This window comes from Streptomyces huasconensis, assembly GCF_021028635.1.
GTDB classification, from domain to species: Bacteria; Actinomycetota; Actinomycetes; order Streptomycetales; family Streptomycetaceae; genus Streptomyces; species Streptomyces huasconensis.
In genome coordinates, this window is the sequence record NZ_CP086119.1 from 1641746 (window position 1) to 1655606 (window position 13861).

Genomic DNA, 13861 nt, shown 5'->3' on the forward strand with positions numbered 1-13861 from the left:
AGAGTAGTAAGCGCCCATCGTGGCCCTTATGCGCATGAGATGCGTGAAACTCATGTTTCGTATGGAGCGCGAGCAGCGTGACAAAGGGGCGGCGCACTGCGGTTCGGGGGTCTTATGGAGGCCGGTGCGGGCAGGGGCGAAGGCCGGGGCTCTCCGTCGGGCGCATGGTCAGGCGTGCGGCCGGGCGTGCGGTGGGGCGACGTACTGCTGTGTGCGATCGCCGCGGTGAGCTGGGCGCTGGTCGGCATGGCGGGGACGGCCGCACTGGGGCTGCACCTGCTCGGCGCGGACTCCTTGGGCTCTCTCGGGCCGATGACGGCCGCGACGGTGGCGCTCGGCGCGGGAGGCTCGGTCACCCCGTCCGGTGACGTATCGGCGTTCGGCCTGGACGGGGCCGAGGTGGCCACGGGCATCGATATCGCGCCACTGGGCGTGGGGCTGGTCGGCGCGCTGCTCCTCGCCCACTTCTTCCTGCGGTCCGTGCGTGCGGCGGGGTCCGTGATCAGCCCCGCGGAACTCGTCGCGCGCGCCGGCACGGTGATCGTGCTGTTCCTGGCGATGCTCGCGGGGCTCGTCCGGGCGGGTCACGACGTCGTCACGATCGACGGCGAGCGGCTCGGCATCGATGCGGGGATCGGGGATGGGACCGGGGAAGGGATCGGGGAAGGGATCGGGGAAGGGCTGGACCGGCTGCCTGGTGGGGTCGGTGACAAGCTGCGCGATGGCCTCGGGGATGTCGGGGATATCGGGGATATCGGGGATATCGGGAGCATCGGCGGGCTTCTGCCCGACCGGCTCGGGGACCTGGCGCAGGCGAAGGCCTCCGTCGGGTTCACCGTCGACGCCGCGCCGACGCTGCTCGGCGGGGCGGTGTGGGTGGCCGGCGTCCTGCTCATCGCGTTGCTCGCGTCGCGTCGAACTCCGCTGCCGCGTGGCCTCACCGGGCTGCACCGGGCGGTGCGGCCAGCGGCTTCCGCGCTGGTCACGGTGGCGTTGGTCGCGGTCGCCGCGGGGTTCGCCGCGGCGGCGTGCGCGATGATCGGCGACGCCCATCCCCGGCGGATCGCGGGAGCCGCGCTGCTCGGGGCGCCGAACGGCGTGTGGCTCGGCGTCCCGGTGGGCCTCTTCGTGCCGTGGGACGGCAGGGCGACGGGCGTCCTCACGCGATTCTTGCCGGAACCAGTGGACGACCTGCTGTCGGGCAGCTCCGAGCGGGCGCTCACCTTGGGGCGCCTCGCCGAACTCGACGGCAGCGTATGGCTGTTGGGGGTGGCAGCGGCTCTGGTGATGCTGTTCGCGGGGGTGCTGGCGGCGGTACGGACTCCGCTGGCCAGGGGGGCTTCGGTGCCCACGCCGGGGGCCCTGGTGCTCGCCGGGCGCTGCGGGGTGCGGCTCGGGGCCGTGACCGCGGCCGGGCTTCCGCTGCTGGTGTGGCTGACCGGGGTGTCCGCCGACGCCTCCCTGACCGTGTTCGGCATCGACGCGTTCGACGCGGGCATCGAGCTGCACGGCCACCTGGGGGCGGCGGCGCTGCTCGGGGCGGCGTGGGGGTGCGCGGCGGGAGCGGCGGGGGCCTTGCTCGCGTACGTCGCGGGGGTGGCCGGGGGGCGGGCTGCGGCGTTGGCCTCGGGTGACGTGGGCGTGGGGCGGTCGGCCAAGGCGTGGGGTGCCGGTACGGGGGGCGGCCCTGGCTCGGGACTCGGCTCGGGCCACGGCTCGGGCTCGGGCTTCGGCTCCGGCTCGGGCTCGGGTTTCGGCTCCGGCTCGGGCTTCGGCCCAGGCTCCGGCTCAGGCTTCGGCGCGGGCTCGGGCTCGGGCTTCGACCCCGGCCACGGCTCGGGCTCGGGCTCGGGCTCCGGCCACGGCTCAGGCCCCGGCTCCGGCTCGGGCTTCGGCTCAGGCCACGGATCGGGCTCAGGCTTCGGATCTGGCTCAGGCTTCGACCCCGACTCAGGCCACGGCTCAGGCCCCGGCTCGGGCTTCGACCCCGACTCAGGCCCTGGCCCCGGCCACGGCTTCGGCTCAGGTCCCGGCGCGGGCTCGGGCTTCGACCCCGGCGCGGGCTCAGGCCCCGGCTCCGGCCCCAGCCCCAGCCCCAGCCCCAGCCCCAGCCCCAACGATACGAACAAGCCGGGCGGCCCCGAAGCCGGGCCATACGGCGCGGGCCCCTACCGCCCCGGTACTCCGCACCGCCCGCCGAACCCGGACACCAACCCTTACCTGTGGCCGCCGCGCGACGTATCCGATGCCCCGACCGTCGCCGGGCCCCTCGTACCCCCGCCCCGGCCGCAGCCGAAGCGCCCCCGGCCCGTTGACTGGCCTCCCCCGCCACCGCCTCCCCCACCGCCCCCGCGGACACCACCCCCGAAGAAGCCACCGGGACCACGCTGACTCACGCCTACGGGCAACGGGGCCGGTCCGCGCGGTGTCCGGCACGCGGACCAGTCGGGCGGAGGTGTGGAGGGGGCGGATACCGTAGGGATCACCATGAGTGCTTCGCAGCCCCCTCAGCCGGCCGACGTCCCGACGCTCCTCGTCAAGATCTTCGGCAAGGACCGCCCCGGCCTGACCGCCGGCCTCTTCGACACCCTCGCCGCCTACTCCGTCGATGTCGTCGACATCGAGCAGGTCGTCACCCGCGGCCGGATAGTCCTGTGCGCGCTCGTGACCGAGCCGCCCGCCGGTCTGGAGGGTGATCTGCGCGCCACCGTCCACAGCTGGGCGGAGTCCATGAAGATGCAGGCCGAGATCATCTCGGGCATCGGCGACAACCGGCCCCGCGGCCTCGGCCGCTCGCTCGTGACCGTGCTCGGTCACCCGCTCACCTCGGAGTCGACGGCCGCGATCGCCGCCCGTATAACGGCCACCGGCGGCAACATCGACCGCATCTTCCGGCTCGCCAAGTACCCGGTCACCGCCGTCGAGTTCGCGGTGTCCGGCACCGAGACCGAGCCGCTGCGCACCGCCCTCGCCATAGAGGCCGCGCGGCTCGGCGTGGACGTCGCGGTCGTCGCGGCGGGGCTGCACCGCCGTGCGCAGCGCCTGGTGGTGATGGACGTCGACTCGACGCTCATCCAGGACGAGGTCATCGAGCTCTTCGCCGCGCACGCCGGCTGCGAGGCCGAGGTCGCCGAGGTGACGGCGGCCGCGATGCGCGGTGAGCTGGACTTCGAGCAGTCGCTCCACGCGCGCGTGGAGTTGCTCGCGGGTCTCGACGCGTCGGTCGTCGACAAGGTCCGCTCCGAGGTCCGGCTGACCCCGGGGGCCCGCACCCTCATCCGCACCCTCAAGCGTCTCGGCTACCAAGTGGGCGTCGTCTCGGGTGGTTTCACCCAGGTGACCGACGATCTGAAGGAACGTCTCGGCCTCGACTTCGCCCAGGCCAACACGCTGGAGATCGTCGACGGCAAGCTCACCGGCAAGGTGACCGGCGAGATCGTCGACCGGGCGGGCAAGGCCCGGCTGCTGCGCCGTTTCGCCAAGGAGGCGGGGGTCCCGCTGGAGCAGACCGTCGCGATCGGCGACGGCGCGAACGACCTCGACATGCTCAACGCGGCGGGGCTCGGTGTCGCCTTCAACGCCAAGCCGGTGGTCCGTGAGGCCGCGCACACCGCGGTGAACGTGCCCTTCCTGGACACCGTCCTCTATCTCCTCGGGATCACCCGGGAAGAGGTCGAGGCCGCGGACACCCACTTGGACTGAGGTTCGCGGATGCGGGCCGTCGGATCGACGGTCGCCCTCCCCATGGCCTGACGGCCGCCCCACGCTCCCTCCGCTGCCCGGCACGCACAGACGGGGCCCCGCACCTTCGTGGTGCGGGGCCCCGTCCGCGTACGAGGAAGGAGGGACGGTGGAGGGTTACTCGGAGGGCGCCCAGTAGTCGACGAGGGTGGCCACGCCGGGTTCGAGCGCCTTCCACGAGCCGGAGTACGTCAGGACGGAGAAGGTCGCGGTCGGGAAGCCGCGGCGGTTCAGCCGCTCCCGGGCGTCGCCCTCGGCGTCTCCCGCGAGCACGTCGGTCAGGCCCTGGATGCCGGGGTTGTGGCCGATCAGGACGACGTTCTGCACGTCGTCCGGGGTTTCGTTGAGCACGGCGATCAGCTCGCCGGGGGAGGCTTCGTACAACCTCTCCTCGTAGACCGTCTTCGGCCGCTGCGGCAGCTCCTGGACGGCGAGCTTCCAGGTCTCGCGGGTGCGGACCGCGGTCGAGCAGAGGGCCAGGTCGAAGGGGATGCCGCTGTCGGCCAGCTTGCGTCCGGCGACGGGGGCGTCCCTGCGGCCGCGGTCGGCGAGCGGCCGTTCGTGGTCGGAGACCTGCGGCCAGTCGGCCTTCGCATGCCGGAAGAGGACAATCCTGCGGGGTTCTGCGACGCTCATGCACCCCAGCTTCGCATGAAACGCGCCACAGGGCGCGGGTAGTTGACGCGGTCACCCAGCATGGATGATGCCTTCCGTCCAGCCGGCCTCACGGGGTCCTGCGCGAGATCAGGGCCTGTATGTGCTCGATGAGGTGGGTGACGGCGGGCTCGCTGCTCGCGGCGTGCGCGTCCGCGGGGTTGAGGATCAGCAGGAGCAGGGCCGCGAAGGCGACGGCGGGCAGGGCGATCGCCCACCACGGGAGCTGGATGTCGACGCTGCCCGACTCCGCGGGGTCGCGCCGGGTGTGCGTACGGACCGACATGCCGCCTCCGTGTCGTCTCTTCGAGTGGCCGGTGCCCGCCGCGTCGCGGGCACATCTCGAAACTAGGCGATCGGCGGCCCTTGGCCCATCCGGTGATCCACCCACTTGACCCTGAGACTGACCCCCTAGGGGATGGGGGTGCTAACCCCACCATCCGCCCGTTCGGTGCCCTCCCGGAGCCCGCTCGGGCCGCTGCGGAAGTCAGCTCGCGGGGAGGCGGCTCACGGGGAGGCGATGGAGGCGACGATGCCGATGATCACGGTGATGGCCAGCATCGAGCCGAGCACGATGAGCAGCTTCTTCTGGCCGTTCTGGGGGTTCGGGTCAAGGACGGGCATGCCGCCAGTCTCGCACCCCTGCCCCGCACCCCCGCCTTCGGGGTCAGGCCGTCCCGGCCGCTCCGGCCGCTTTGGCCGCCACCTCGTCCTCGACCGTGCGGTTGCGGCCCGCGAGGGTGCCGACGATGATCTGCGGCACCATCAGGCCCGCCATCAGCGCGATCGGCAGGCCCCAGCCACCGCTGTGCTGGTAGAGGACGCCCACCAGGAGGGGCCCGGGGATCGAGATCAGATAACCGGTGCTCTGCGCGAAGGCGGAGAGCTTGGCCACGCCCACGCTGCTCTTGGCCCGCATGCCGACCATGGTGAGGGCGAGCGGGAAGGCGCAGTTGGAGACGCCGAGCAGCAGCGCCCAGACCCACGCGCCGCCCGCGGGGGCGAGGTAGAGGCCCGCGTACCCGGAGAGGCCGCAGAGGCCGAGGACGAGGACGACGGGGCCCTGGTTGGTCAGACGCGTGGCGACCCTGGGGATGACGAAGGCAAGCGGGACGCCCATGGCCATCGTGACGGCGAGCAGCACGCCCGCCTCGCCCGCGGGAACGCCCGCGTCCCGGAAGATCTGCGGCATCCAGCCCATGGTGATGTACGCGGCCGTGGCCTGGAGCCCGAAGAAGACGGCGAGCGCCCAGGCGGTGCGACTGCGGGTGATGCGCAGTTCCGCGTCTTCGTGCCGGACGGTGGCGCTGACGTGCTCGGGGGCGGCGGAGGCCGCGCTCCGGTCACGGACGAGCGGAATCCACGGCACGACGGCGACGACGGCGAGCACCGCCCAGACGGCGAGGCCGGTCTGCCAGCGGCCGCCCAGCGCGTCGGTCATCGGGACCGTGAGGGCCGCGGCGAGGGAGGTGCCGAGGGCGAGGGCCATCGAGTACAGGCCGGTCATGGAGCCGACCCGGTCGGGGAACCAGCGCTTGACGATGACCGGCATCAGGACGTTGCTGACCGCGATGCCCATGAGGGCGAGCGCGGTGGCGGCGAGGAAGCCGGCCGTGCCCCCGATGAAGGGACGTATGACCAGGCCCGCGGCGATGGCGGCCATGCCGACGCAGACCACCGCGCTGGGGCCGAAGCGGCGGGCGAACCGGGGCGCCATCACGCCGAAGACCGCGAAGCACAGCGGCGGCACGGAGGTGAGGAGTCCGGCGAGGGTGCCGCTCATGCCGAGGCCGTCGCGCACCTCTTCGAGGAGGGCGCCGAGGCTGGTGATGGCGGGACGGAGGTTGAGGGCCGCGAGGACGATGCCGACGACGACCAGCCGCGTCGCCCACGCGCGCGTGGGGGCGTGTTTCTCCGGCGACCCCGTAGAAGGCCCCGGAGCAGAAGGCCCCGCATGCGGGGCAGGTGTCGCCGTCGGGCTCGCCGGGCTCGTCGCCGGGCTCATCGTCGTGGTTTCCTCGCTAGCCATGGACCCATCATAGAATCATGGGATGATTGGCTGTCCACTCTCTTTCGGTACGCACGAAGGAACGTCATGCCGCTGACCACTCCTCGCCGTTCGGCGCTCTCCGAACAGGTCATCGCCGAGCTGCGCAACCAGATCTCCTCGGGCGAGTGGCCGGTCGGCTCCCGCATCCCCACCGAGCCGGAGCTGGTCGAACAGCTGGGTGTGGCCAGGAACACCGTCAGGGAGGCCGTTCGCGCCCTCGCCCACAACGGCCTGCTCGACATCCGGCAGGGCTCCGGCACCTTCGTCGTCGCGACGAGCGAGCTGGCGGGCGTGATGCACCGCAGGTTCGCCGACGCCGACCCGCGGCACATCGCCGAGCTGCGCAGCACGCTGGAGTCGAGCGCCGCGCGGCTCGCCGCCGAGCGCCGCACCGAACGCGACCTCAAGCAGCTCGACGGCCTGCTCGCGCGCCGCGAGCAGGCCTGGGCGGCGGGGGACGCGGAGGACTTCGTGACGGCGGACGCGACCTTCCACATGGCCGTGGTGGCCGCGTCCCACAACGACGTCATGACGGCGCTCTACGCCGACCTCGGCGAGGTCCTGCGGGACTGGCTGCGCGAGGACATCGGCGGGGACCTGAGCCCCGAGGCCCACATGGACCACGCCCGCCTGGTCGACGCGATCCGCGCGCGGGACAGGGAGGCCGCCGCGGCGGAGGCGGCGAGCTACCCCTTCATGTGCCGACCGGAACGGCTCACCTAGGGCTGAGGCTCATTTCTGGTGGCTGACCCAGGCCGCGCGGACCTCTTTCCAGCACCGTCCCGCGAGCCGCACGGTCTGCGCGGGCCCCGCCTCGACCGGCGCGCTGTCGACGTCGAGGTCCCACCACCGGTCGCACTCGACGTGCAGGCGCACCCGGTCGGTCTCGGGGTACGGGTTGTGGCAGTACGCGATGACCGCGGAGCCGTGGACCCGGGTGCGGCACTCCGCGCCGAAGGGCCGGGGCTCGCGCCCGGCCGGCTCCCCCACGCGCGCGTGGCGGTCGGGGCCGGTGTCGCCGAGGGACGCGGCACCCGTGGGTACGGCGACCAGCAGGGCGAGAGCGGCGAGCACCGCACCGGTAAGACGCACACTTCAGGGTGCGCGGCCCTCCCCGGCCGCCGCCCGGCCGGTGGGCCGAACGGGTGACACCCCGTCCCCCGCGCACTGCGGGGAACGGGGCGTCACCTTCGTACGCAAGCCCTGGTCAGGACGGTCAAGCCCTGGTCAGGACGGTCAAGCCCTGGTCAGGGCGGGATCGTCCGGTCAGGCGCCCATCATGTGCACGCCGCCGTCGACGTGGATGATCTCGCCGGTGGTCTTCGGGAAGAAGTCCGAGAGCAGGGCGACGATGCCGCGGCCCGCGGGCTCCGGGTCGGCCATGTCCCACTCCAGCGGTGAACGGCTGTTCCAGACGTCCGCGAGGTCGGCGAAGCCGGGGATCGACTTGGCCGCCATGGAGCCGATCGGGCCCGCGGAGATGAGGTTGCAGCGGATGTTCTCCTTGCCCAGGTCGCGGGCGAGGTAGCGGCTGGTGGCCTCCAGGGCGGCCTTGGCCGGGCCCATCCAGTCGTACTTCGGCCACGCGTACTGCGCGTCGAAGGTGAGACCGACGACCGAGGCGCCGTCCTCGAACAGCGGGCGGCAGGCCATCGTAAGCGACTTCAGGGAGTACGCCGAGACGTGCATCGCCGTGGAGACGTCCTCGAAGGTGGCCTCCAGGAAGTTGAAGGCGCCCTGCGGGGCGAAGCCGATGGAGTGGACGACGCCGTCCAGGCCGCCCAGCTCGTCCTTGACCAGACCCGCGAGGCGGTCCAGGTGCTCCTGGTTGGTCACGTCCAGCTCGATGACCTTGGCGGGCTTGGGGAGCTTCTTGGCGATGCGCTCGGTGAGGGTGGGCCGCGGGAAGGCGGTCAGGATGACCTCCGCGCCCTGCTCCTGGGCGACCTTGGCCGCGTGGAAGGCGATGGAGGACTCCATCAGCACACCGGTGATGAGGATGCGCTTGCCGTCGAGAATTCCGCTCATGTGATCAGTGACCCATGCCCAATCCGCCGTCAACGGGGATGACGGCTCCAGTGATGTACGAGGCGTCGTCGGACGCGAGGAACTTGACCGCGGCGGCGATCTCCTCCGGCTGCGCGTAACGGCCGAGCGGCACCTGGGAGACGATGCCCGCACGCTGCTCGTCCGTCAGCACCTTGGTCATGTCGGTGTCGACAAAACCGGGCGCGACGACGTTGAAGGTGAGGTTGCGCGACCCGAGCTCGCGGGCGAGGGAGCGCGCGAAGCCGACCAGGCCCGCCTTGGAAGCGGCGTAGTTGGCCTGTCCCGGACCGCCCATCAGGCCCACGACCGAGGAGATGAGGACGACGCGGCCCTTCCTGGCCCGCAGCATGCCGCGGTTGGCGCGCTTGACGACGCGGAAGGTTCCGGTGAGGTTGGTGTCGAGGACGGACGTGAAGTCCTCCTCGGACATGCGCATCAGGAGCTGGTCCTTGGTGATGCCCGCGTTGGCGACCAGGACCTCGACGTTCCCGTGCTTCTCCTCGATCTCCTTGTAGGCCTGCTCCACCTGCTCGGCGTCGGTGATGTCGCACTTGACGGCGAGGACCCCGGCGTCGGTGAGGTCCTTCGGCGGCTCGCCCGAGCGGTAGGTGATCGCGACCTTGTCGCCGGCGTCGGCGAAGGTGCGGGCGATGGCGAGGCCGATGCCCCGGTTTCCTCCGGTGACGAGAACCGAGCGGCTCAACGGATCACCCTTTCGATAAGCGGTCTGGTACCTCGAAAACCTATCGGTACCTTCCGCGATACGGAGAATCGACGACCGACAGTGACGCAGAGGACTGGCTGTGGGGTCTCTACAGTCGACAGCCTCTCGTCATCCCGCCACGCCACGTGCGTGCGCTGATCGGCCCAGCCCCGCAGGCGGGCAGCGGGGCACCGGAGAGTCGCCGGGACTCTGGCTGCCAGGCCCGGACCTCCGCGGTGAGAAGAATTACCGAGACCGTACAGTCCAGGTCGGGCGGTGAGTGCGGGAAGGGCCCGGCCGTACGGACAGGAAGTCTCGTGATTCGGCCACGCCCGCATATATGGCGAGCGGCGTCAGGAGTGCCGAAGGCTTCTGCGGCTACGGGGCCGACATCTGAACGACCGGCCCCGCGTCGGGCAGTAGTACGCGCCCCCCTCGGGTGTGCCCGCACAGCATTCCCTGTAGCCACAAAAGAGGGGTTCGCGTCACGGTCCGAGAACCGCCGTAGCACCCGGCCCTCTACTCGGCGCCTTTCTCCTCGTCCATACCGTCGAGGAGCCGCCACGCCAGATCGGCAAGCGTCTCTCCGTCCCGCGTGGCCCAGCGGGCGGTGCCCTGGTTCGAGACGGGGCGCCCTTCCCACTCGGCCAGCTCCCACATCCGTGCGATGAGACCGCTGGGCGAATAGGCGACGCCGTCGGCGGCCCAGATGATCGGACGGGTCCGGTTTGTATTGGTCCACTTCGCGAGCGCCCGGCGTGGGTTCGCATCGAGCCAAGCGGCCAGCGCATCCTTTTCCGGCTGTACGTACAGAGCCAGATGCAGGGGCGCCCCTTCGTCCAGGGCGCCACTGTCGACGATGACATGCACCGCGTTGGGCCTACGGCGCTTGCGCGGCTTGTTGTCTTGGCGCCGGTACTTCGCGGCGGCGTCCTCGGTTCCACCGCCTTCGAGAGCTGTCAGGACCGCGGACACGAGGTCGGCTGCCTGGCCGGAGTCGGCGCATACACGCTGCAGGCTGGAACGGGTTCCCACCTCGTCGTCCAGGGCCTGCACAAGCATCGGGACGGTGCGCTTGACCAGTTCGGGCACCTGCCCCCGGGCTGCGGCCGCCCACGCAAGTGACTGGTCCGGCTCACCCATGCCGGCGTCCTGTGCAAGCAACTGCCGAAACACCAGGTGGGTGATGAGAAACGTGCCGTCGTCGATGACGGCGGCCGCACGCCCCGCGTACTGTTCGCGTTCCGTGCGTAGAGCCGTACGCACCGCACGTAGGACATTCACGGCGTTCCATGTCTCGTACACGCTGGGCACGGAGCGAAAGAGAGGGTCGTAGATACCGCTGCTACCTCGTTCCCACAGCACGTCGGTGGAGCCGGAGGCGACGAGCCGGGCTGCGAACCGACTGCCCGTGTGGGCACAAGCGAGCGCGCACGCGGCTTCGACCACCGAGCAACCCTCGTCATCCTGCGGTTCGAGTTCGCTGCGGCGCACGCTGTACACGAGCCCGAGCTCAGCGCGGAAATCCTCGATGAGCACCGCCTGAACGGGGTCGAGGGCGATGCGGTCGCGCTCGGTGATGTGGTTCTGCCTGTTGGTGGCCTGGGTGGTGCGGTTGGCGAAGTCGGTGTCTGCGCCGGTGACGATGAAACGGACGGTGACCTGGGCGAGTCCGGCTTCCTCGGCCTGCTGCGCGGCGTCGATGACAGAGCGGACGGTTTGGGCGCCGTTCACCACGCTGGCGCCGTGGGCAGTGAGGCGGATGGGGTGGCGCTCGGGGAACTTCTGCGATCCGGGCACTGCTTCCACGGAGTCGCACAGGATCGTGACCCCGTTGTTGAAGTACCAGAAGTGGGACGGCTCGCCGGTGAGGGTGTCCACCAGTTCCTTGTTGATGGGGGTCAGCCCCAGCGGGTTGCGGATGTTGCGGACGAACAGCTCGTTACCGTGCTCGGCCCAACTCGCGACCTCTTCCGCCTGCACGACACCCTCGTAGGAGAGGTACGGCGAGGTCACGCTGAACCAGGGACGGAGCGTGGCTTCCAGCATGACAGGTTCGCTTCGCTGGTCCTTCAGTACCAGGGCATGAATATCCGGAGCGTGCAGAAACCGATGGTCGACGTAGTCACCGTGGGAGTTGAACTCCGCCTCACCATTCTTGATGACCTGCTGCACACCAGGTGAAGGCGGCTTGGTCCCCATGAGGGCGATCACTTGCGTGATCCGGGTGGTCTTCTCGCCGATCAGGTCGTGTGCCCGCTTGGCGAGTATCTGACCGCGAGGGTTGAACTGGGCGGCCTCCCCGGAGTCGATGAGGGTCAACCCCGCGAAGAGCTTGTGCACCGCGGTCTCGTCCGCCTTTGCCGTCCCCTCCGGGCTCCACTTGGCCTGCACGAGGTAGATGTGGGCCGCCTCCTCGTCGATGGCGATGGCATCGATTCCCTGGTCCTGGCCGCCGTCGATGACGCAGTCGGCTGCCTGCTCGGGGGCCCAACCCGTCATGATGCGCACTGCATGCGCCGCCAGAGCACGCGAGCGGAATGCGGGCTTGGTCTTCTCCGGCGGCCGATTACCGAAGTCGCTCACGTCGATGAGGCCGGTGTACGTCTCGTCGAAGGCACGCTGAGTCTGACGGACCGGGGCGGGGATGACGGGGTGCTGGGGAGTCGCGTTCATGATCTTCCTGTCAGGCTGGCTACGAGCAGCGAAGGGGCGGCACGAAGCCTCAGCTCAGGGAATTCAGTACTGCCTGGAAGCTCCGCTGCGCGTCATCGAGGTGATCCACGATCGACTGCGCGATGTCGCGCGGATTACCGAAGTCGTCTGGTGAGCCGGAGAGATCGGCCTTCAGATTGAGGCTGGCAAGAGGGCTATCCAGTATTTTCCGCACGGCGTCACAGTCGTATCGCTTGAAGCGTTGCGACTCCGTACGGCCGACAAAACCTTCTTCTCCGGGCCGGTACGCCTGCAAGAACTCCGCGAAGTCTTCCTCGGTGAGCGGACTTTCGGTGTCCCTGTGATGACGGTCTCGAAGGTCGTAGACCCACAGATCCTCGGTGGCCGGCTCACCTGACGGGCGCAGAGCCGACTTGGTGAAGAAAAGGATGTTCGACTTGGAGCCGGTGTCGTGGAACATGCCGGTCGGCAGCCGCAACAGAGTGTGCACGTTGCAGTTCTTCAGGAGCGTTCTGCGGATAGTGGCTGCCGCACCTGCTTGGAACAACACGCCGTCGGGGACGAAGACGGCCGCCCTGGCGCCCTGAGGCAGAGTGATGGCCAGATGCTGGAGGAAGTTGGCTGGGAGCGCGGCATTCTGCGCCCAGAAGTCATCCCGCCGTTGAGTATCCGCCTCGACATTGCTCCTGAACGGCGGGTTGCAGATGGCGACAGTGGCGGCCACGTCACGCTCGTACCGACGCACCGCGCGCTCCTTCGCCTTAAGCGAGTCGGCGCGCAAGATCGGCGGCACGTCGTGGAACTGACGCCCGGTGTTGAGGAGCACGTTCATCGTCGCAAGACGGCACATCTGTACGTCGATGTCGGCACCCGCTATGGCAGCGGCATCGACGCGACCCCCATGCGCAGCCATCTCACGGTGAGCGGCGATGAGGCTGGTGCCGACCCCGACGGCAGCATCGATCACGCGGTCCTGCGGAGTCAGGGCGAGCGCCTTTGCTACGACGGTGAGCAAGTGGGGCGGGGTGAGGAACTGGCCCGTCTCCCGCTTGGCCCGGATATCGTCGCGGCAATCGGCGACCAACGCGGAGAAGGCCGCTCCAAGTTCGTCCCGGCTCACCTCGGACCACTTGTACGGATCGAACTCTTCGATGATCAGCCGTCCGAGTTCCGCCATCCTGTCCACGGGCCAAGGACGGGAATCCTGGAAGACCACGCTCGCGATGGCCCGGCGGGGATCATGCGGGTTAGGTTGGCCGAGTTCAGTCAGCAAGCCGGCGAAGACACGATGCAGGTCCTCACCGCTGGCCAACACGAGATGCGACCAGCTGCCCGCGGGGGCGATCGGCTGACTCGCGAACATTCCAGCCCGCTGGGTACGTTCGTGGTCGAGCTTGAGGAAGAGCAAATACGCGATGTGCTCGGTGAACTCCAACCGCGTCAGCGCCTTTGCGCTCGTCTTCAGCTCGTAGAACCGCTGCCAACGCCTGAAGATCGTTTCGGCCGTCCAGTCACGCTCTGACCTTTTCGCCCCGATGCTGTCGCGCTCCGTTGCCATGCCCCACCCGTTCTCGAACGTCCCTGTCCGAGTGGATACGCCAACGGGCCATCCCCTGGTCCGGCAGCAACGGACCCAGTGGCGAAGCTCTGAGAACACATCAGACCGGCCGATCGGGCCGCAGGCGATCACTCCCTCCCATCGTAGGCACAATCTGCCCATCCGGTGCTACTAGCTGGATTTTTGGAGGCAGCGGATACCGCCACGCCTCGGTCTACGTCCTCAGCAGGACCCGGCAGTGCACCTGTTCACCGACCGGCGTTCCTGCTATCGCCTCCCTGGGCGATTAGATCAACTAGGGGGCAATTCGCCCCAATCACACCTTGGATCGTCCATCTGTGCGCGCCGAGCAGCACGCTGGCCGAGCTCTCGCACGGTGTAGGAGCAGTCCTTTGTGATGTGCAGCACCCGAATCGGGGCCCATGCGCTA

At 69.8% G+C, this 13861-nt stretch carries 12 protein-coding genes; 3 read left to right on the plus strand and 9 right to left on the minus strand.

The annotated features are described in order from the left end of the window. Positions 1-246: 246 nt before the first annotated feature. Both J2N69_RS07365 and serB read left to right on the plus strand, forming a co-directional pair. On the plus strand, positions 247-2391 hold the full coding sequence (locus J2N69_RS07365; RefSeq protein ID WP_408056880.1) for a streptophobe family protein: 2145 nt from the start codon (positions 247-249) through the stop codon (positions 2389-2391). Between the two features lie 96 nt (positions 2392-2487). Beyond that, positions 2488-3702 carry a phosphoserine phosphatase SerB gene (gene serB, locus J2N69_RS07370; protein WP_127910547.1) on the plus strand — a complete coding sequence of 405 codons (1215 nt, stop codon included), beginning with the start codon at positions 2488-2490 and terminating at the stop codon, positions 3700-3702. Positions 3703-3858: 156 nt separating this feature from the next. Here the strand turns inward: serB and J2N69_RS07375 are convergent, their stop codons facing one another. The 4 genes from J2N69_RS07375 to J2N69_RS07385 all read right to left on the minus strand — a co-directional run bounded on the left by J2N69_RS07375 (position 3859) and on the right by J2N69_RS07385 (position 6424). Then, entirely contained in the window at positions 3859-4377 is a 519-nt protein-coding gene (locus tag J2N69_RS07375) for a SixA phosphatase family protein (protein ID WP_230900012.1), read from the minus strand. Between the two features lie 88 nt (positions 4378-4465). After that, positions 4466-4681, minus strand: coding sequence for a hypothetical protein (locus J2N69_RS07380; protein ID WP_230900013.1), 216 nt, complete (start codon positions 4679-4681; stop codon positions 4466-4468). 221 nt (positions 4682-4902) lie between these two features. Further along, positions 4903-5019, minus strand: coding sequence for an SGM_5486 family transporter-associated protein (locus tag J2N69_RS36405; protein ID WP_269075598.1), 117 nt, complete (start codon positions 5017-5019; stop codon positions 4903-4905). Positions 5020-5062: 43 nt separating this feature from the next. Beyond that, complete coding sequence (locus J2N69_RS07385) at positions 5063-6424, minus strand: CynX/NimT family MFS transporter (protein ID WP_230900014.1); 1362 nt, start codon at positions 6422-6424, stop codon at positions 5063-5065. A gap of 66 nt (positions 6425-6490) precedes the next feature. On the opposite strand from J2N69_RS07385, the gene J2N69_RS07390 reads away from it, so the two are divergent. Further along, complete coding sequence (locus J2N69_RS07390) at positions 6491-7168, plus strand: FadR/GntR family transcriptional regulator (RefSeq protein ID WP_230900015.1); 678 nt, start codon at positions 6491-6493, stop codon at positions 7166-7168. A gap of 9 nt (positions 7169-7177) precedes the next feature. Here the strand turns inward: J2N69_RS07390 and J2N69_RS07395 are convergent, their stop codons facing one another. From J2N69_RS07395 to J2N69_RS07415, 5 genes are all read right to left on the minus strand, one after another. Further along, complete coding sequence (locus J2N69_RS07395) at positions 7178-7537, minus strand: hypothetical protein (protein ID WP_230900016.1); 360 nt, start codon at positions 7535-7537, stop codon at positions 7178-7180. A gap of 174 nt (positions 7538-7711) precedes the next feature. Further along, complete coding sequence (fabI, locus tag J2N69_RS07400; protein WP_127910552.1) at positions 7712-8473, minus strand: enoyl-ACP reductase FabI; 762 nt, start codon at positions 8471-8473, stop codon at positions 7712-7714. A 4-nt stretch (positions 8474-8477) separates the two neighbouring features. Next, a complete protein-coding gene (gene fabG, locus J2N69_RS07405) occupies positions 8478-9197 on the minus strand; it encodes a 3-oxoacyl-[acyl-carrier-protein] reductase (RefSeq protein WP_230900017.1) in 720 nt (239 codons plus the stop codon). A 519-nt stretch (positions 9198-9716) separates the two neighbouring features. Next, complete coding sequence (locus J2N69_RS07410) at positions 9717-11873, minus strand: AIPR family protein (RefSeq protein ID WP_230900018.1); 2157 nt, start codon at positions 11871-11873, stop codon at positions 9717-9719. Between the two features lie 49 nt (positions 11874-11922). Continuing rightward, positions 11923-13431 carry an HsdM family class I SAM-dependent methyltransferase gene (locus tag J2N69_RS07415; protein WP_230900019.1) on the minus strand — a complete coding sequence of 503 codons (1509 nt, stop codon included), beginning with the start codon at positions 13429-13431 and terminating at the stop codon, positions 11923-11925. Positions 13432-13861: the final 430 nt, after the last annotated feature.

Excerpts from the sequence above, each read along its gene's own strand:
- J2N69_RS07365 (WP_408056880.1), top strand. The coding sequence starts at position 247 with ATGGCGGGGACGGCCGCACTGGGGCTGCACCTGCTCGGCGCGGACTCC.
- serB (WP_127910547.1), top strand. The coding sequence starts at position 2,488 with ATGAGTGCTTCGCAGCCCCCTCAGCCGGCCGACGTCCCGACGCTCCTC.
- J2N69_RS07375 (WP_230900012.1), bottom strand. The coding sequence starts at position 4,377 with ATGAGCGTCGCAGAACCCCGCAGGATTGTCCTCTTCCGGCATGCGAAG.
- J2N69_RS07380 (WP_230900013.1), bottom strand. The coding sequence starts at position 4,681 with ATGTCGGTCCGTACGCACACCCGGCGCGACCCCGCGGAGTCGGGCAGC.
- J2N69_RS36405 (WP_269075598.1), bottom strand. The coding sequence starts at position 5,019 with ATGCCCGTCCTTGACCCGAACCCCCAGAACGGCCAGAAGAAGCTGCTC.
- J2N69_RS07385 (WP_230900014.1), bottom strand. The coding sequence starts at position 6,424 with ATGGCTAGCGAGGAAACCACGACGATGAGCCCGGCGACGAGCCCGGCG.
- J2N69_RS07390 (WP_230900015.1), top strand. The coding sequence starts at position 6,491 with ATGCCGCTGACCACTCCTCGCCGTTCGGCGCTCTCCGAACAGGTCATC.
- fabI (WP_127910552.1), bottom strand. The coding sequence starts at position 8,473 with ATGAGCGGAATTCTCGACGGCAAGCGCATCCTCATCACCGGTGTGCTG.
- J2N69_RS07410 (WP_230900018.1), bottom strand. The coding sequence starts at position 11,873 with ATGAACGCGACTCCCCAGCACCCCGTCATCCCCGCCCCGGTCCGTCAG.
- J2N69_RS07415 (WP_230900019.1), bottom strand. The coding sequence starts at position 13,431 with ATGGCAACGGAGCGCGACAGCATCGGGGCGAAAAGGTCAGAGCGTGAC.